The sequence below is a fragment of the Nonomuraea sp. NPDC059023 genome, assembly GCF_042740095.1.
Taxonomy (GTDB): domain Bacteria; phylum Actinomycetota; class Actinomycetes; order Streptosporangiales; family Streptosporangiaceae; genus Nonomuraea.
On record NZ_JBHYIO010000030.1, the window covers coordinates 90,462 to 107,393 of the forward strand.

At 70.9% G+C, this 16,932-nt stretch carries 17 protein-coding genes; 4 read left to right on the forward strand and 13 right to left on the reverse strand.

Annotation, left to right across the window (positions count from 1 at the left end; translation table 11 throughout):
- Nucleotides 1-19: 19 nt before the first annotated feature.
- Together ACFWYW_RS40005 and ACFWYW_RS40010 are read right to left on the reverse strand one after the other, a co-directional pair.
- Nucleotides 20-289 (reverse strand): zf-TFIIB domain-containing protein, encoded by a 270-nt coding sequence (locus ACFWYW_RS40005; RefSeq protein WP_379619773.1) that lies wholly within the window; start codon nucleotides 287-289, stop codon nucleotides 20-22.
- A gap of 46 nt (nucleotides 290-335) precedes the next feature.
- The gene (locus ACFWYW_RS40010; RefSeq protein ID WP_379619771.1) at nucleotides 336-1,193 is read right to left on the reverse strand and encodes a phosphotransferase; all 858 of its coding nucleotides are present in this window, start codon (nucleotides 1,191-1,193) and stop codon (nucleotides 336-338) included.
- Between the two features lie 46 nt (nucleotides 1,194-1,239).
- Here ACFWYW_RS40010 and ACFWYW_RS40015 point away from each other — a divergent pair, with 46 nt between their 5' ends.
- Entirely contained in the window at nucleotides 1,240-2,130 is an 891-nt protein-coding gene (locus ACFWYW_RS40015) for a TIGR03619 family F420-dependent LLM class oxidoreductase (RefSeq protein ID WP_379619769.1), read from the forward strand.
- 159 nt (nucleotides 2,131-2,289) lie between these two features.
- On the opposite strand, the gene ACFWYW_RS40020 is transcribed toward ACFWYW_RS40015, so the two are convergent.
- On the reverse strand, nucleotides 2,290-3,342 hold the full coding sequence (locus ACFWYW_RS40020; RefSeq protein ID WP_379619767.1) for a serine hydrolase domain-containing protein: 1,053 nt from the start codon (nucleotides 3,340-3,342) through the stop codon (nucleotides 2,290-2,292).
- Nucleotides 3,342-4,244: an N-acetylmuramic acid 6-phosphate etherase gene (gene murQ / locus ACFWYW_RS40025; RefSeq protein WP_379619765.1), complete on the reverse strand. Its 903-nt coding sequence runs from the start codon at nucleotides 4,242-4,244 to the stop codon at nucleotides 3,342-3,344. Before murQ ends, ACFWYW_RS40020 begins: the two co-directional genes overlap by 1 nt.
- 57 nt (nucleotides 4,245-4,301) lie before the next feature.
- On the opposite strand from murQ, the gene ACFWYW_RS40030 reads away from it, so the two are divergent.
- Entirely contained in the window at nucleotides 4,302-5,420 is a 1,119-nt protein-coding gene (locus ACFWYW_RS40030) for an exo-beta-N-acetylmuramidase NamZ domain-containing protein (protein ID WP_379619763.1), read from the forward strand.
- Here ACFWYW_RS40030 and ACFWYW_RS40035 read toward each other — a convergent pair.
- The 9 genes from ACFWYW_RS40035 to ACFWYW_RS40075 form a co-directional block, all read right to left on the reverse strand.
- Nucleotides 5,399-6,262 (reverse strand): GNAT family N-acetyltransferase, encoded by an 864-nt coding sequence (locus ACFWYW_RS40035; RefSeq protein ID WP_379641230.1) that lies wholly within the window; start codon nucleotides 6,260-6,262, stop codon nucleotides 5,399-5,401. The genes ACFWYW_RS40030 and ACFWYW_RS40035 overlap by 22 nt on opposite strands.
- 5 nt (nucleotides 6,263-6,267) lie before the next feature.
- The gene (locus ACFWYW_RS40040; protein ID WP_379619759.1) at nucleotides 6,268-7,278 is read right to left on the reverse strand and encodes an ABC transporter ATP-binding protein; all 1,011 of its coding nucleotides are present in this window, start codon (nucleotides 7,276-7,278) and stop codon (nucleotides 6,268-6,270) included.
- Entirely contained in the window at nucleotides 7,275-8,285 is a 1,011-nt protein-coding gene (locus tag ACFWYW_RS40045) for an ABC transporter ATP-binding protein (protein WP_379619757.1), read from the reverse strand. Before ACFWYW_RS40045 ends, ACFWYW_RS40040 begins: the two co-directional genes overlap by 4 nt.
- A gap of 2 nt (nucleotides 8,286-8,287) precedes the next feature.
- On the reverse strand, nucleotides 8,288-9,187 hold the full coding sequence (locus tag ACFWYW_RS40050) for an ABC transporter permease (RefSeq protein WP_379619755.1): 900 nt from the start codon (nucleotides 9,185-9,187) through the stop codon (nucleotides 8,288-8,290).
- On the reverse strand, nucleotides 9,184-10,191 hold the full coding sequence (locus ACFWYW_RS40055; protein WP_379619753.1) for an ABC transporter permease: 1,008 nt from the start codon (nucleotides 10,189-10,191) through the stop codon (nucleotides 9,184-9,186). The genes ACFWYW_RS40050 and ACFWYW_RS40055 overlap by 4 nt, the downstream gene beginning before the upstream one ends.
- 7 nt (nucleotides 10,192-10,198) lie before the next feature.
- On the reverse strand, nucleotides 10,199-11,983 hold the full coding sequence (locus tag ACFWYW_RS40060; protein WP_379619751.1) for an ABC transporter substrate-binding protein: 1,785 nt from the start codon (nucleotides 11,981-11,983) through the stop codon (nucleotides 10,199-10,201).
- A 179-nt stretch (nucleotides 11,984-12,162) separates the two neighbouring features.
- Nucleotides 12,163-13,149 carry a zinc-dependent alcohol dehydrogenase family protein gene (locus ACFWYW_RS40065; RefSeq protein WP_379619749.1) on the reverse strand — a complete coding sequence of 329 codons (987 nt, stop codon included), beginning with the start codon at nucleotides 13,147-13,149 and terminating at the stop codon, nucleotides 12,163-12,165.
- A complete protein-coding gene (locus ACFWYW_RS40070; protein WP_379619747.1) occupies nucleotides 13,125-13,907 on the reverse strand; it encodes an aminotransferase class IV in 783 nt (260 codons plus the stop codon). Before ACFWYW_RS40070 ends, ACFWYW_RS40065 begins: the two co-directional genes overlap by 25 nt.
- 285 nt (nucleotides 13,908-14,192) lie before the next feature.
- Nucleotides 14,193-15,389 carry a M20 family metallopeptidase gene (locus tag ACFWYW_RS40075; RefSeq protein ID WP_379619745.1) on the reverse strand — a complete coding sequence of 399 codons (1,197 nt, stop codon included), beginning with the start codon at nucleotides 15,387-15,389 and terminating at the stop codon, nucleotides 14,193-14,195.
- A gap of 61 nt (nucleotides 15,390-15,450) precedes the next feature.
- Between ACFWYW_RS40075 and ACFWYW_RS40080 the strand changes: the two genes are divergently transcribed.
- Entirely contained in the window at nucleotides 15,451-16,230 is a 780-nt protein-coding gene (locus tag ACFWYW_RS40080; RefSeq protein WP_379619742.1) for an HAD-IIA family hydrolase, read from the forward strand.
- Nucleotides 16,231-16,266: 36 nt separating this feature from the next.
- On the forward strand, nucleotides 16,267-16,893 hold the full coding sequence (locus ACFWYW_RS40085; protein ID WP_379619740.1) for a hypothetical protein: 627 nt from the start codon (nucleotides 16,267-16,269) through the stop codon (nucleotides 16,891-16,893).
- Nucleotides 16,894-16,932: the final 39 nt, after the last annotated feature.

A 16,932-nucleotide genomic window follows, 5' to 3' on the forward strand; every position in this document is an offset into this window, starting at 1 on the left:
GACGTTCAGGACGAGACGTTCAGGACGAGAACAGCATGCCGAGGAAGCTGTCCTTGCGGCGGTGACCGTGGTGGTAGCCGCCACCGTGGTGGCCGCCGTGCGACGGAGCGCCCCAGGCCGGGCCGCCGGGCGCGGGCGGCGGAGCGCTGCGGTACTGCGACTCCATCCTGGTGATCGTCTCGAGCTCGCCATAGTCCAGGAAGATCCCCCGGCAGTTGTCACACTGCTCGATGTGGACCCCGTTGCGCTCATATGTCCGCATGTTGCCGCGGCACTTGGGGCACTGCATCCGCTTGATCTCCTTGCCGTCAGGGGAAAACTCTGTGCGTGCGCCACTATGGCAGGCCCTGAGGGAGCCCGACAATTCTGTCGCACGCCTCGATCAACGAATGCTCCACCTCGTCGAGTTCCCGGCCGTCGCGGGCGGCGTTCACGACCGCGACCGCCGCCAGTTGGGCGGTCAGCGCGCGGGTCGGCACATCCAGCCTGGCCCACGGGTCGGCCGGGTCGAGCGCGGGGCCGCCGGAGGCGAGATAGGCGCCCAGGAAACGGTCCCAGATGGGCGCCTCGAGCAGCCCTGCCGCGTACCAGGCCGCCGGCCGGGCCAGGTCCCAGACCGGGTCGCCCACGCCCAGGTCGTCGATGTCGATGAGCAGCCAGCGCTCCCGCCGTACCAGCTGGCCCAGATGCCAGTCGCCGTGGGTCAGCAGGCCGGGGACGGGCTCGGGCTCGGGCAGACCGGCGAAGGTCATCCGGATGAGCTGCTCGACCGGGCCGTCACCCGCCATGCGCCGCACCGCGCGGGCGGCGCGCGCGGGACCGCCCGCCGCCGGCAGCGGCGACACCACCGGCAGGGGTACGGCATGCAGCCGCGCCAGCAGCCTGGCCCCCTCCTCCCACGGCGCGGTGTCCGGGTCGACGGTCTGCCCGGCGGGCCAGACCGTGACGGCCCGCCCCGCCACGTCGAGCACCTCGGTGTCGAGCGGCGTGAGCATGATCCCGCTGAGCGCGGCGGCACCGGCGGCCCGCAACCGGGGCGCCAGCAACACCGGGTCGTCGCGCACGGAGTGCGCCTTGACCACGACCTCGCCCCTGCGCAGCACGACCACGTCCGTGCGGCTGGGATGGACGTCGGGCGCGCCCGTGCCCCCGTAGTCCGCCGCCACCCTCGCCAGTTCTTCCGTGAGACCCACTTGATAAGACTAGGTGTCCCAGCACGATGCCAAAGCGGGAGATGTCATGAAGATCAGCTTCGGGGTGCCGATCTCAGGGCCGTGGGCCCGGCCGGACAACATGCGCACGGTGGCCGTCCGCGCGGAGGAGCTCGGCTACGCGGGCCTGTGGACCTTCCAGCGCCTGCTCTACCCGGAGGGCCACCCCATGGGGCCCGTCTACCGCAGCGTGCACGACCCGCTCATCACGCTGGCCCACCTGTCGGCCGTCACCGAGCGGGTCGAGCTGGGCGTGGGGGTGGTCAACGCGTTCATGCAGCCGGTGATGCTGGCCAAGCAGCTCGCCACGCTCCAGACGCTCGCCGGCGGGCGGCTGGTGGCCGGGGTGGGGCTGGGCTGGCTGGAGGAGGAGTTCGCCGCCTCGGGCGTGGACTTCGCCGGGCGCGGGCGCAGGGGAGAGGAGTTCGTCCGGGTGTTGCGCGCCTGCTGGAACGACGAGGTCGTGGCCCATGAGGGCGAGTTCTACCGGGTGCCGCCCGCCCACATGGACCCCAAGCCGGAGCCCGGCCCGCCGCCCGTCCTCATGGGCGGGGTCGCCGAGCCGGCGCTGCGCAGGGCCGGGCGGATCGCCGACGGCTGGATGAGCTCAAGCCGCGAGGACCTGACCACGATCGACCGGAAGATCGCCCAGGTGAAGGCGGCGGCCGAGGAGGCCGGGCGCGACCCCGGCGCCCTGCGCTTCGTCGTCAGAGGCGTCACCCAGGTCAGGACCGGGCAGCGCGCGCCGCTGACCGGCACCTACGCGGAGATCCGCGCCGACGTGGACGAGCTGGCCGCCAAGGGCGTCACCGAGGTCTTCCACGACCTCAACTTCGACCCCGAGATCGTCACGGCGCCCGCGCCGGAGGCCATGCGCCGGGCAGAGGAGGCGCTGGAGGCGCTCGCCCCCGGTTCCTGACGCCGGGTGACTCGTGCGCGGGCGGGGGCGCCACGGCTTTCGCGCGTGCGGGGGCGCCGCCACGGCTTTCGCGTGAGCGGAGCGCTCCTTCGGCTTTTGCCTGAGCGGAGCGCCGCCACGGCTTTCGCGCGTGTGGAGCGTGTCTGCGGGGTGGTGTGGCTATTGCGCGAGCCGGAGTGCTTCCGTGGCGACGGCGTGGCGCAGGGCGCGGATGCCGTCCCTGCCGCGCACCGGGTGGACGGCGTTGGTGAGCAGGACGACGGTCAGGCGGCGCACGGGGTCGACGACCAGCGAGGTGCCGGTGAAGCCGGAGTGGCCGAAGGCGCCTTCCAGCGGCCCGACGATGGACGGGTCGCCGATGCGCACGCCGAGCCCGTGACGGAACGCGGCGCCCTCCGCGCCCTGGTCGCGGAGCATCTCGGCGACCGTGTCCGGCCGCAGCACGGGCCCGCCGCCGAGCCGGAGGTTCTCGCCGAAGCGCAGCACGTCGTCGGCGGTGGAGAAGACCCCGGCATGCCCGGCGACGCCGCCGAGGCCGTACGCGGTCTCGTCGTGCACCCGGCCGCGCACGCAGCCGGGGCCGGGGCGCTCCGGCTTCCACTCGGTGGCGGCGATCCTGGGCAGCCTGTCCGCGCCGGGGTTGTAACCGGTGTCGGCCAGGCCGAGCGGCCCGGTCACGCGGGCCCGTACGAGCTCGTCGAGCGGCGCCCCACCGGCGAGCTCGGCGATCCGTCCCACGGTGACCATGCCGACGTCGGTGTAGAGGTACGGCCCGCCGACCTCACCGGTCACCGGCGTCGCGACCATGGCGGCCATGCGCGTGGCCGGGTCGGCGTCCGGCAGTTCGAGGTCGATGCGGCGCGTCGCCTGCAGCCCCGCGGTGTGGGTGAGCAGCCGGCGCAGCGTGACGCGCGGATCCCTGCCGGGCAGCCACCGCGCCACCGGCTCGTCCAGCCCGGCCTGCCCGTCCTCGGTCAGCGACAGCACGGCCGCCGTGGTGAACAGCTTGCTGATCGAGGCCAGGTCGAAGATCGAGTCGCGCTGGGCCGCCGGCCGTTCGGGAGCGAGGGTGAACTCCAGGTCGGTGTAGCGGACCAGCTCTCCCGCGACCGAGGAGGCGGCCACGACGCCGTCGACGGCGATGACCGCCACGGCCGCCGAGGCGGTGCCGGGAACCGCTTGCGCCAGGATCGCGTCGAGCCGGTCGGACATCAGCTCTTCGCGCCTTCCAGTGCGTCGGCCAGCCGTTCGCCGTGCTCCTCCAGCAGCGTGCGGGCAGCCTCGACGCCGATGCCGTGCCTGATCATCAGGACGGCGACCTTGGCCTGTCCGTCGGCGGCCTCGAGCGTCGTGCGGGCGGTCTCGGCGTCGGCGCCGGTGATGTCGCCGACCATGCGCACGGCCCGCCCGGCCAGCTTGGAGTTCATGGCCGACATCTCGATCATCTGGTTGCCGTAGGTACGGCCCAGCCTGATCATCGAGATCGTGGAGATCATGTTCAGCACCAGCTTCTGGGCGGTGCCCGCCTTGAGCCGGGTCGAGCCGGTCACCACCTCGGGGCCGACCACGACCTCGATCCCGTGCTCGGCCGCCGCCGACAGGGGCGCGCCGGTGTTGCACGACAGGCCGACGGTCAGTGCCCCGCGCCCGGTCGCCTCACCGAGCGCGCCGATCACGAAAGGGGCGCGCCCGCTGGCCGAGACGCCGACGACCGAGTCGTCCGCGCCGACCTCCAGCTCCGCGATCGCGGCCGCGCCCGCCTGGGCGTCGTCCTCGGCGCCCTCGATGGACCGGGTCAGCGCGTCGGGCCCGCCGGCGATGATGCCCTGGACCAGCGACGGGTCCGTGCCGAACGTGGGCGGGCACTCCGAGGCGTCCAGCACCGCCAGCCGGCCCGAGGTGCCGGCGCCGACGTACAGCAGCCTGCCCCCGGCGGCCATCCGCGCGGCGATCGCGTCGATGGCGGCGGAGATGTCCGGCACGGCGGCGGCGACCGCGGCGGGGACGGACGCGTCGGCCTGGTTCATCAACTCGGCGATCTGCTCCGTCGGCAGCCGGTCAATCTGGCTGTAGCGCGGATCGCTCTGTTCCGTGGACAGCTCCGGATCACTCATGACGCTAATTTCCACCATCTACTTCTCTCTTGTAAATAACTTTCAGACAATGGGTTCATGCAACACGTAAGAACCGGAGCCGAACGGCTGGCCAACGACCCCACGCTCGTCCCCGGCGAGCGGATCGGCCTCATCACCAACCCGACGGGCGTCCTGCCCGACCTGACCCCCACCCTGGAGGCGCTGCTGGCGGCCGGAGTGCCGGTCACCGCGCTGTTCGGGCCCGAGCACGGCATGCGCGGCACCGCCCAGGCGGGCTTCAGCGAGAAGGACGCGCTCGACCCCAGGACCGGACTGCCCGTCTACGACACCCACCAGATCTCCGGCGACGAGCTGGACGCCGTCGTGGCCGCCTCGGGGGTGGACACGCTGGTCTTCGACATCGCCGACGTCGGCACCCGCTTCTACACCTACATCTGGACGATGTACGACCTGCTGACCTCCGCCGCCCGGCTCGGCGTGCGCTTCGCCGTCCTCGACCGGCCCAACCCCCTCGGCGGGACCGTCGTCGAGGGCCCCCTGCTCGACCCCGCCTTCGCCAGCTTCGTCGGTCGCTTCCCGCTGCCGATCCGCCACGGCAGGACCGCGGGGGAACTGGCTCTGACGTTCGACCCTGACGTGCTGGTCGTCGAGATGGACGGCTGGACGCGCGAGATGTCCTACGCCGAGACCGGGCTGCCCTGGGTGATGCCGTCGGTCAACATGCCGACCGTCGACACCGCCCTGGTCTACCCCGGGACCGGGCTGTTCGAGGGCACCAACTTCTCCGAGGGCCGCGGGACCACCCGGCCCTTCGAGCTGATCGGCGCGCCGTACGCGGACGAGCGCTACGCCCGCGAGCTGAACGCCCTCGGCCTGCCCGGCGTGCGCTTCCGCGAGGTGTACTTCACCCCCACCTTCCAGAAGCACGCCGGGACCACCGTCTGCGGCGTCCAGCTGCACGTGCACGACCGGCGGGCCTTCCGCCCCGTGCTCACCGGCCTGTCGATGCTCCACCTGGCGCGCACCCTCTACCCCGGCGACTTCGCCTGGTGGGGCCCCAACCTGTTCATGGAGCACCTGTGGGGGTCCGACACGCTCACGCGCTGCCTGGACGACGGCGGCGACCCCCGCGAGCTGTGTCCCGACCCTAGCCTCCCCGATGGCCACCTGCTCTACCCCAGCTCGCGGCGGTAGAGCCAGAAGACGCGTTCGGCTCGCGCGCCCACGGCGCGCGAGTAGAACCGCAGGGGTCCCACCCACCCGATCTGCGCGCTGGCCTGCCCCTCGTCACGCTGGCAGGCCAGCGCGCGGCGCAGCAGCACCCGGCCCACGCCCAGCCCCTGCGCCGCCGGAGCGGTGCCCATCGGGCCGAACCAGCCCGGCCGCCCGCCCCACGCCGCGAACGCCAGGATCTCCCCGTCGCGCTCGGCGTAGACGACGCCGTCGGCCGTCTCGGCCTCCCAGGCCCAGCTGTCGTTCCAGTTGCGGCGGGTGAACTCCACGATCGGCTCGCGGTCGCCGCCGCGCGTGCTCACGCCGACCCGCACGCCCTGCCCGGCCAGCCGGGCCAGGTCCTCCTCGACCGACAGGTCCGTGCCGAGGTCGGCGGTCATGTTCCACGCCACGTGGTAGCGCTCGTATCCCAGCCGCTCGGCCAGCGCCGCCGCGGGCGTGTAGCGCACGTCGATGCCCGGCCACGCGTAGCACGGCGGGTTGCCGGCGAAGCGCGCCTGCGCCGCGCCCCGCGCGCGCAGCCACTCCTCGGCCGCGCCCACCAGTTCCCGGCCGCGCCCCTTGCCCTGCTCATCCGGATGTACGGCCAGCAGGTCGATGTGCCCGAGCGCGGCGTCCCGCGTCGACATGGAGGCGAAGACCACCCCGCCGCCCTCGACGATCGCGGTCCAGCGCCGGTCGGCGGGAGGCCGCGCCAGCCGCCTGACCAGCGCCGCCCCCTCCGCGGAGTCGTACGTCAGCGCCGCCCGCGCGATCCGCCCCGCCTCCTCCAGGTCGGGCTCGGCCCCGCGCGTTCCCCCCACGGGCCTCACACCCCGCTCATCGGCCGGGCGATCACGTCGCGGCGCTCGGGGTAGAAGCAGGCGTGCTCCTGCGGCGCCCCCTCGGTCACCTGGAGCACCGGCCGCTCGGTCTCGCAGCGGTCCTGGCGGAACGGGCACCGGCTGGCGAACAGGCAGCCCTGCGCCTCCTGGCTGCCGTCGAGGGCCTCCACGGGCACGACCGGCTGGGCGCCCGGCGTCTCCAGACCGTGCAGCACCGGGATGGCCGACAGGAGCGACTGCGTGTACGGGTGCACCGGGTCGGCGATCACGGTGTCCACCGGGCCACGCTCGACGACCTGGCCCCGGTAGATGACGTACATCTCGCCGTCGTCGCCGATGTAGCGCGAGGTCGCCACGTCGTGGGTGATGAACAGCACGCTGACGCCCAGCCGTTCGCGCAGATCCTTCAGCAGCGCCAGGATGCCCAGCCGCAGCGACACGTCGATCATGGAGACGGCCTCGTCGGCGACCAGCACCTCCGGGTCCACCGTCAGCGCGCGGGCGATGACCACGCGCTGACGCATGCCGCCGGACAGCTGGTGCGGGTAGCGCGACAGCACGCTGCCCGGGTCCAGGCCCACCAGCGCCAGGACCTCCGCCGCCCGCTCGTCGATCCACTTCTCGTCGCGGCCCGTCTGCTTGGCGCGCAGCTTGAGCGGCGCGTAGAGCGTCTGGTGGATGGTCCGCGTCGGGTTCAGCGCCGAGTACGGGTCCTGGTGGATCATCTGGATGCGCCGGAAGTACGGCTGGCGCTGCTTCGGCTTCAACGACGACATCTCGGTGCCGTTGATGCCGATCTCGCCGCCGTCGTAGGTCTCCAGCCCGGCGATGATCCGGCCCAGCGTCGTCTTGCCGCAGCCCGACTCGCCGATGAAGGAGACCGCGCCGCCCTTGGGGATCTCGAAGTCCACCCCGCGCAGCGCCTGGACCTCCCGGCCGGCGAGCACACTGCCCCGCTGCTTGAAGGTCTTGGTGATGCCTTTCCCCGTGATCACGCGTGCTCGCCTTCCCTGGATGGCACCTTGACGGCGCTGTCGACGGCGTGACAGGCCACGATCCGCTCGCCGTACGCCTGGGCCGCCGGGTCGACGGTGTCGCAGACGTCCATGCGCAGCGGGCAGCGCTCGCGGAACACGCACCCCTCCTTCGGCACGGTGGCCAGGGTGGGCGGGCGTCCCGGCAGCGCCTGGGCCTCGTTGATGTCGCCCACCAGGCGGGGGATGGCCCTGATCAGGCCCCTGGTGTACGGGTGCCGCGGGTCGGCCAGGACCTCGCGGGTGGGGCCCTGCTCGACCAGGCGGCCGCCGTACATGACCGCCAGCCGGTCGGCCACCTCGGCCACGACGCCGATGTCGTGGGTGATGACCAGCGTGGTGAGGCCGCGCTCGGCGTGCACCTCGCGCACGATCTTCAGGATGTTCGACTGGGTGATCATGTCGAGCGCGGTCGTGGGCTCGTCGAGCACCACGAGGTGCGCGTTGAGCACCAGTGCCAGCATGATGCCGACGCGCTGGCGCATGCCGCCGGACAGCTCGTGCTGGTGGGAGTCCAGCACCCGCGCGCCGTCCAGGCCCATCCGGCCCAGCAGCTCCTTGGCCTCCCTGACCAGGGCGCGCAGGTCCTCCACGCCGTGCGAGCGGCCGAGGTCGAGCAGCTGCTTGCCGACGGTCTTGAGCGGGTTCAGCGAGTTCTGCGCGGCCTGGAAGACGTAGCCGATGTGCCGGCCGCGGGCCTTGCGCAGCTGCTCGCCCCGGAACTCGGCGACGTTGCCGAGCCCGTCGATCTCCACGCTGCCGTGCTGGATGCGGCCGGGCGGCTGGACCGCGTTGAGCAGCGACAGCGCCATCGTGGACTTGCCCGAGCCGGACTCGCCCACGATGCCGGTGATGGTGCCCGGCTTCAGTTCCAGACTGACATCGCGCACGGCGGGCAGTTCGCCCGCCGGGGTCTTGTAGACGACCGTCAGGCCGTCGATGCGCACTCCCGGCGCCTGTTTTGCCACCTCTACTCCTCGCGCAGCCGGGGGTTGAAGATCTCGTCCATGGCGTCGACCACGAGCACGATGCCGAGCGTGAGCAGCAGGATCGCCAGCAGCGGGGCCAGCAGATACCCGAGCGCGTACGGCTGGATCATCGCACCGGCCTGGAAGACCGCCAGGTTGAGCATGACGCCCCAGTTGTCCGACTCATAGGGCAGGACGCCGAGGAAGAACAGGCCGACCTGCGCGTAGACGGCGCCGGTGACCGCGATGAGCATGTTCATGGCGATGTAGGGCGCCATGCTCGGCAGCAGTTCCTTGCCGACGATGTGCGTCGTGGAAAGGCCGAGCCCGCGCGCCGCCTCGATGAAGCCGCGCTCGCGCAGCGACAGCGTCTGCGCCCGTACGGCCCGCGCCACCCCGCCCCAGCCCAGCAGTCCGAGCACCAGTCCCATCTGGAACGGGTTGCCGAACTTCCACACCGTGGCCAGCACCAGCAGCAGCGGCAGGCCGGGGATGGTGAGCTTCATGTCGGTGACCCGCATGAGCACGGTGTCCCAGCGGCCCCGCTTGAAGCCGGAGAACAGGCCGAGGCCGGTGCCGACGACGACCGTGATGACCGCGGTCACCGCCGCGCTGAGCAGGACGTAGCGCGAGCCCTTGATGACCAGCGCGACCACGTCGCGGCCCTGCGGGTCGGTGCCGAACCAGTGCTCCCAGCTCGGCGGCTGGGTGACGGCGTTGGCGTTGTCGGGAAGGATGTCCGGATAGAACATCGGCCCGAAGATACCCATGAACGCGAAGCCCAGGATGATGACGACGCCGACCATGCGGCTGGGCTTGCGCTTCATGACGCGCCACACGCCGTGCCAGAAGTTGCGGCGCATGGTGGCGCTCGTGCTCGTGCTCTCCAGGATGACGCTCATGAGGCCTCCTCCCCGCCGCGTACCCGCGGGTCGATCACGGTGTAGAACAGGTCGGCCACGATGTTGGCCACGATGACCGAGGCGGTGATCAGCAGGAACGCGCCGCCCATGAGCGGGTAGTCACGCAGGTTGATGCTGTCGATGAGCAGCAGTCCCAGACCCGGGTAGTTGAAGATCTTCTCGATGAAGACGGCGCCGCCGAGCAGCAGGCCGAGCGAGAGCGCCAGGATCGTGAACAGCGGCAGGATCGCGTTGCGGGCGATGTAGCGGAAGACGATCGAGCGCTTCATCCCGCGCAGTTCCGCGGCCAGGATGAAGTCGTCGCCGAGCACCGTCACCACGCTCGACTTCATCGCCAGGATCCAGCCGCCGTACGCCGACAGGGCGTAGGTGGCGACGGGAAGGACGGCGTGCTGGGCCAGCGAGCCCAGATAGCCGCTGTTCCAGCCGGGCTCGAACAGGATGTCCACCGGGCTGTCGGGCGGCAGCAGCGGGATCAGCGTCGAGAAGATGACCACCAGCAGCATCGCCAGGATGTACTGCGGGATGCCGTGCAGCAGCGAGCCGGAGATGGCCAGCGCGTCGCCGAGTTTGCCGGTGCGCTTGATCGCCGCGTAGACGCCGAAGATGACGCCGACGAGGAAGCTCAGCAGGGTGCCGATGAGCACCGGAAGAACGGTCCATTTCGCCGCCTCGGCGAGCACGTCCGTGACCGGCTGTCCCGGCCGGGTGATGGAGATGCCGAGGTCGAAGCGGAACAAACCGCCCATGTAGGCGAGGTACTGCTCCCACATCGAGCCCGAGGGCAGGAAGCCGTACATCACCTTCGTGGCCTGCAGCGCCGCCTCGGGCGACATGCCGCCTTCGAGCAGCTTCTCGTAGCGGGCCGCCACCGGGTCGCCCGGGATGTTGTTGACGATGAAAAAGCTGATCGTCGCGACCACGAGGATCATGACGATCCCGCGGGCCAGGTGGCCCGCGAGACGCCGCGCGATAACCGTCATGGGTGCCTTACTGCTTCTTCTTGACCAGACCCTGCTGGATCCAGACACCCGAGGGAAGGACGCCGGTTCCGAGGCGCAGGACCTCGTCGTCGTGGGGCCAGCCGGTGAAGCGGCTGTTGTTCACGAACTGGTTGTTGACGTAGTCCCAGAGCTGGATGACCGGCAGGTCCTGGTTGGCCGCCTGGGCCAGCTGGCTCATGATCGGCTTGGCCTCGTCGGGGCCGACCGAGTTCAGCTTGGCGGTGAGCTCACCGGGGTTGATCTTGCCGCCCTCGACCTCGATCTGCTCGGGGCTGCCCATCCAGTTGCCGCTCTTGCCCGCGGCCGAGTGCTTGATCTTGCCGCCGACGTTGGCCCAGCCGTTCGAGGCGCCGTAGAGGCGCTGGAAGATGTCGTACGGCGCGGGCCCGAGCGCGATCAGCCAGAAGCCGACGTCGTACTTGCCCGCGGCGAGCTCTTCCAGGTAGACCGGGTAGTCAGCCGTGGTCACGACCTCGGCCTCGATGCCGGCCTTGGTGAGCTGGCTCTTGATGTTCTCCTGCGCCGACAGCCAGTCGGAGAACCCGGCCGGCGCGTGCATGGAGACCTTCCACGGCGAGCCGTCGGCCAGCGTCCACTTGCCGTCCTTCTTGGTCAGGCCGGCGGTCTTGAACTCCTCCTCGGCCTTGGCCAGGTCCGCCTTGTACGGCTCCAGCTTGGGCAGCGTCTCGGGGATCCAGGCGTCGGCCGCCTTCTGGTGGATGCCGCTGGTGGTGGTCGCGGCGGTGCCGCCCTCTGGCGAGGCGACCTTGGTGACCTGCTCGCGGTCGATCAGGTAGGCCAGGCCCCTGCGCACGTGCACGTTGTCGTAGGGCTTCTTGCTCTGGTTGAAGGCCATGCTCACGGCGACGGGGGAGTACCCCTTGATGACCTCGCTGCCCGGAGCGGCCTTGATGCGGTTCATCACGTCGGTCGGAGCGGCGACGAAGCCGGAGTGGTCGAGCTTGCCCTGGGTCAGGTAGTTCCAGATCTGCTCGTTGCCGGTGTAGTTGAGGAACTTCACCTGGTCCGGCGCGACGTTGGCGGCGTTGAAGAAGTTCTTGTTCTTGACCAGCAGCGCCTCGCCGGGGTTCGCCCGCTCCAGCACGAACGGGCCGCCGGCGATGTCCTTCTGCGGTGCGAAGGCGATCACCTGCTGGCCCAGCTTGGTGATGTCCTCGCGGGCCTTCTCGGCCTCGGCGCCTTCACCGCGCGCGGTCTTGATCGTGTCCCAGATGGTGGCGGGGACCGCGGCGCTCCAGATGTGGGCGGGCAGGACCGTGGTGTCCAGCACGCCGCGGGCGAACTTGGGGCTGGGGTTGGAGAGATCCTGCGTGATCTTGACGGTCTTGTCGTCCACCACGGTGACGTCGGCCGCGGCGCCCGCGGCGCCCGGGGTGACGGCGAAGGCCGTGCTGCCCTGCGTGTAGGCGAGGGCGATGGAGAGCTTGACGTCCTCCGCGGTCACCGGCTTGCCGTCCGACCACTTGGCGTTCGGCTGCAGCTTCAAAGTGATCGAGGAGTTGTCCGGCGCGATCTCCCAACTGGCCGCCATACCCGGCAGGGCCTTGTTGGGGTCGGTCAGGTGGTTGACGACCCAGCCGATCTTCATCGTGGTGTACCCCGGGAAGGCGTTGCCCTTCGGGTTGTACGGGTTCGGCGGCGCGCTCGCGTCGATGCCCGGCCTGTTCACGTCGATCGTGGTGAAGAGCCCGCCACCACCGCCCGAGCCGGACTTGTTGGTGGTGCCGCTGCCGCCGCTACACGCTGTCACGCCGGCTGCAAGGCCCAGCAACGCCACTACCGCTGCTAGTCGCTTCATTTACCGCTCCGGAGATAGTTCTGGGGTTGTCCGGACCTTATGGGCAGGTGGAGGAGGCGTCAATAATCTCCAGAGGTTGTGAGGTTAATGTAACTTTCCTTCATGGACCCCTTGTGTGGCGCTTGGCGCCATCACCCGATGATAAGCACCGCTGCGCCGCTGACCTGCCCGTTTGCCAGCTCGATGAGCGCCTGAGCGGCTTCGTCGAAGCTGTAGGCGGTGGTTTTCACGCTCGGCGGGTGCTGACCGGCCAGGCGCAGGTAGGAGCGTCCGTCCTGCCGCGTGTTGGCGGTGACGCTGCGTAGCACCCGCTCCTGGAACAGGTGGCGGTCGTAGTCCAGCGCCGGGATGCCGGTCAGGTGGATGCCCGCCACGGCCAGCGTGCCGCCGCGGTCGAGCGCCTCCAGGGCGGGCGGCACGAGGTCGCCTACCGGGGCGAACAGGATCGCCGCCTCCAGCGGCTCCGGCGGCTCGTGCTCGCGGGCCGAGGCCGCGCCCAGTTCCAGGGCGAGCCGCCTGGCCGCCGGCGAGCGGGTGACGACGTGGACCGTGTGGCCCAGCGCGATCGCCGCCTGGGCGGTGAGGTGGGCGGAGGCGCCGAAGCCGTAGATGCCCAGCCTGCCGCCGGACTCCGGCAGGCCCGCCTTCATCAGGGCGCGGTAGCCGATGATGCCCGCGCACAGCAGCGGCGCCAGCCGTTCGGCCGGGACGTCGCCGGGCAGCGGGTAGACGTAGTCGGCCCTGGCCACCACGTACTCGGCGTACCCGCCGTGCGCGTCCCAGCCGGTGTAGGCCGAGTCCGGGCACAGGTTCTCGTCGCCGCGCAGGCAGTACCGGCACCGGCCGCACGTGCTGCGCAGCCAGGCCACGCCCACCCGGTCGCCGCCGCGCACGCGGCCCACCACCTGGTGACCGGGCGTGACCCGCGGACGGCGCGGCGGCAGATCGCCCTCGGCCAGATGCAGGTCCGTACGGCAGAGCGCGCACGCCTCCACCTCGACCAGCACCTCACCCGGCCCCGGCACCGGAATCGGGCGTTCCTCCATGACCAGCGGCCGCCCGGGGGTGTCCACCACCCAGGCGCGCATCGTCCCTACAGGCGGGGTATCGGATCCCATGGCGTGTCCTCATAGACGGTGAGGATGGGGGAGAGGTCCTGCGGCTCGGCGGACAGGACCAGATCGTCCACCTGGCCGACGGGGCTGACGCCCCAGGAGTTCGTGAGGAAGACCGCGGCGAAACCGGCCAGGTCCGCGGGCTTCAGCGTGCGGACGGTCTGCGGGATGCCGGCCAACGGCAGCCGCCGTCGCAGGAGTTGCAACGTGATGCCCTCCAGCATCGCCGCCTGCGGCCACACGACGCGCGAGCCGTCGAAGCAGCCCAGGTTCGTGATCGTGCCCTCGGAGATCGTGCCGTCGTCGGCGACGAGCAGCGCGTCGTCGAAGCCCTCCGCGGCGGCCCTGCGGCCCAGGTGGATGGAGGGGAACCCGCCGCCGTGCTTGATGTGCGGCAGAAAACGCTGGTACGCCACCGTCATCAGCCGCCGCGGCGCGGACGGCGCCTCGACCGGCGCGCCCGTGGTCACGATGACGTGCAGTCCGGCGGTCAGTACCACGTTCACCCGGACCGAGGCGTCGTGCAGGTCACCGCCGAGCGCGGCGGCGATCGACTCGACGACCAGGTCACGGTCGACGGGCAGGCCGTAGAGCTCCTCCGTGGCCTGGTCGAGACGGTCGAGATGCAGATCCAGACCACGAACCGCGTGGTTCCTGACCTGCATGGCGGTGAAGTGCCCGCCTCGGGCGGCGATCCCGAGCCCCACGTCGCCGCCGGTAGCCGGCCGCCCGTCCACCACCGCACGCTCCAGACCGATCACCCCTCCACCATATGACCGAGTCAAGAACCCACCCCACCCAGGAGCCACCCAACCAACCCACCAAAGAGCAGCCAACCCAGCCAAACAGCGCCCGACCGATCAGGCAGCGGGCAGTGGCTTGGCAGGTCAAAAGCAACTAGCCGGTCCGGTAACGGCTTGGCCGGTCAAGGGGGGCCGTGACGGTGGTGCGTCTGTCCGACGTGAGAAGCGACCCCCACGATCGGCGCCCGCCCAGGGCGGCGGGTGGCGTGGGGGCGGCTTCGCCGTAACGTAGAGGAGGGCTTGTCAGAGAGAAGAGAGGCGAAGGTGGGCGAGGGCGGCGTAGAGGGCGGCGCCGTCGGGGAGGACGGCGTCGTCGAAGGCGGCCTCGGGTGAGTGGTTGTACGGCGCGCTGGCCGGATCGCGGTCGGCCGGGCAGGCGCCCAGGAAGATGAAGGCGCCCGGCACCTGCTCCAGCACGTACGAGAAGTCCTCCGAGCCCATCACCGGCTGCGGCGAGACGAAGAACCGGCCCGGCCCGAACAACTCCTCGACCGTCTGCCCCGCGAACTCCGCCTCCGAGGCGTTGTTGACCGTCACCGGGTAACCCATCCCGAACCCGGCCTCCACGGCCATGCCGTTCGCGGCGGCGATGCCCTCGACCACCTCGATCACCCGCCGCTTGACCAGCGCCCTGTTCTCCTTGCTGAAGGTCCGGATGGTGGCCTGGAAGTGCGCGTCGTCCGGGATGACGTTGTCGACCGTGCCCGCGTGGAAGCTGCCCACCGTGATGACGACCGGGTCGAAGACGTCGAACTGCCGCGTCACCAGCGTCTGCAGCGCGGTCACCATCTCGCACGCGGCCGGGATCGGGTCGAGCGCGCGGTGCGGCGAGGAGCCGTGCCCGCCCTTGCCCTTCACCGTGACCAGGAACGTGTCGGCCGCCGCCATGAGCGGCCCCGGGCGGCTGGCGAACAGCGCCGGCGGCAGCATCGCCGACACGACGTGCATGCCGTAGGCGGCCGCGACCCGCTGGCCGGGCGCGTCGAGCACACCCTCGTCGATCATGTACTTGGCGCCCTCGTAGCCTTCCTCGCCGGGCTGGAACATGAACACCACGTCCCCGGCCAGCTCCGTGCGCCGCGCGGCCAGCAGGTGGGCGGCCCCGGCGAGCATCGCGGTGTGCAGGTCGTGGCCGCAGGCGTGCATCTGGCCGTCGTTCTGCGAGATGTAGGGCAGGTCGTTGCGCTCGGCGACGGGCAGCGCGTCCATGTCGCCGCGCAGCAGTACGGCGGGGCCGGGCCGCCCCCCGCGCAGCACGGCGGTGACGGAACTCAGCGACGAGCCGGTCGTGATCTCCAGCGGAAGGCCGTCGAGCGCGGCCAGGACCTTCTCCTGCGTACGTGGCAGGGTGAGGCCGATCTCGGGCGTGGTGTGCAGAGAGTGGCGGAGCCGGACGAGCTCGTCCCGCATGTCCTGGGCGGATTCCGTGAACGACGACATGCCGTCATTCTTCACATCCCTGTTGCCATGTTGACAAGCGGGGCTCGCTACGATTGTCCACGTGACTGAGCGTAAGCGCATCGACTCCTGGTTGTCCGACATGGATGGCGTTCTCGTGCACGAGGGGCTGCCGGTGCCGGGGGCCGATGAGTTCATCAAGCGGCTGGCCGAGTCCGGCAAGCCCTTCCGGGTGCTCACGAACAACTCGATCTACACCCCGCGCGACCTCTCCGTACGGCTGCGCGCCGCCGGCCTCGACGTGCCGCCCGAGTCGATCTGGACCTCGGCCCTGGCTACGGCCCAGTTCCTTCAGGACCAGCGCCCCGGCGGTTCCGCGTACGTCGTCGGCGAGGCGGGGCTGACCACCGCGCTGCACGAGGCCGGTTACGTGTTGACCGACCTCGACCCCGACTACGTGGTGCTCGGCGAGACCCGCACCTACAGCTTCACCCAGATCACCCGCGCCATCCGCCTCATCGAGTCCGGCGCCCGCTTCATCGCCACCAACCCCGACCCCGTCGGTCCCACAAACGAGGGTTCGCTGCCGGCCACCGGTGCGGTCGCCGCGCTGATCACCAAGGCGACCGGCGTCGAGCCGTACTTCGTCGGCAAGCCCAATCCGGGCATGATGCGCAGCGCGCTCAACGCGATCGAGGGCCACAGCGAGAACACCGCGATGATCGGCGACCGGATGGACACCGACATCGTCGCCGGCATGGAGGCCGGCCTCTACACGATCCTCGTCCTGACCGGCGTGATCCAGCGAGACCAGGTGGACCGGTATCCGTACCGGCCGTCGCTGGTCGTGGAGTCGGTCGCCGATCTCATCGACCTAATCTGACACGTACTGACAGGTATGACTGCGAGGCTGGAAAACATGACCCGCATCTACCTGGAAAGCGGCCTGAAGAGGGTCTTCGCCTGCTCGCTGGAGTGGCCCGGCTGGTGCCGTAGCGGCAGGTCGGAGGAGCAGGCGATCGAGAACCTCATGCACTACGCGCCCCGCTACGCCGTCGTGGCCGGACGGGCCGCGCTCGCCTTCGAGCCGGGCGAGCCCGAGGTCGCCGAGCGGCTGAAGGGCGGCGCCACCACCGACTTCGGTGCGCCGGAGAAGGAGCCGGAGGCCGACCACGCGGCGCTCGGCGCGGACGCCGCCGCCCGTGACGTCGCGCTCATGCGCGCGGCCTGGCGGTTGTTCGACGAGACGGCGGCGATCTCGCCGGAGGAGCTGCGCAAGGGGCCACGCGGCGGGGGCCGCGACCGGACGAAGATGGTGAATCACGTCACCGAGGCCGAGCGCAACTACGCCCGCCAGGCCGGCGTGCGCCACCCGCCCTACAAGTCGGCGGCGGACCGCGACGCGATGCGCGACGAACTCGCCGCCGTGCTGGGGCGGCCGTGGCAGGGCGGCTGGGACCACAAGTGGACGCCGCGTTACGTCGTGCGCCGCGTCACGTGGCACGTCCTCGACCATCTGTGGGAAATGGAGGACCGCTCGGCCTGATCCTTGTGGGTTTCGCACACAAAAGGCGGTTTTGCCCAT

Coding starts and splice junctions, on each gene's coding strand:
- ACFWYW_RS40020 (WP_379619767.1), bottom strand. CDS start 3,342: ATGTCCGACCGGCTCGACGCGATCCTGGCGCAAGCGGTTCCCGGCACC.
- ACFWYW_RS40075 (WP_379619745.1), bottom strand. CDS start 15,389: ATGTCGTCGTTCACGGAATCCGCCCAGGACATGCGGGACGAGCTCGTC.
- ACFWYW_RS40055 (WP_379619753.1), bottom strand. CDS start 10,191: ATGACGGTTATCGCGCGGCGTCTCGCGGGCCACCTGGCCCGCGGGATC.
- ACFWYW_RS40005 (WP_379619773.1), bottom strand. CDS start 289: ATGCAGTGCCCCAAGTGCCGCGGCAACATGCGGACATATGAGCGCAAC.
- ACFWYW_RS40065 (WP_379619749.1), bottom strand. CDS start 13,149: ATGGGATCCGATACCCCGCCTGTAGGGACGATGCGCGCCTGGGTGGTG.
- murQ (WP_379619765.1), bottom strand. CDS start 4,244: ATGAGTGATCCGGAGCTGTCCACGGAACAGAGCGATCCGCGCTACAGC.
- ACFWYW_RS40015 (WP_379619769.1), top strand. CDS start 1,240: ATGAAGATCAGCTTCGGGGTGCCGATCTCAGGGCCGTGGGCCCGGCCG.
- ACFWYW_RS40030 (WP_379619763.1), top strand. CDS start 4,302: ATGCAACACGTAAGAACCGGAGCCGAACGGCTGGCCAACGACCCCACG.
- ACFWYW_RS40050 (WP_379619755.1), bottom strand. CDS start 9,187: ATGAGCGTCATCCTGGAGAGCACGAGCACGAGCGCCACCATGCGCCGC.
- ACFWYW_RS40085 (WP_379619740.1), top strand. CDS start 16,267: ATGACCCGCATCTACCTGGAAAGCGGCCTGAAGAGGGTCTTCGCCTGC.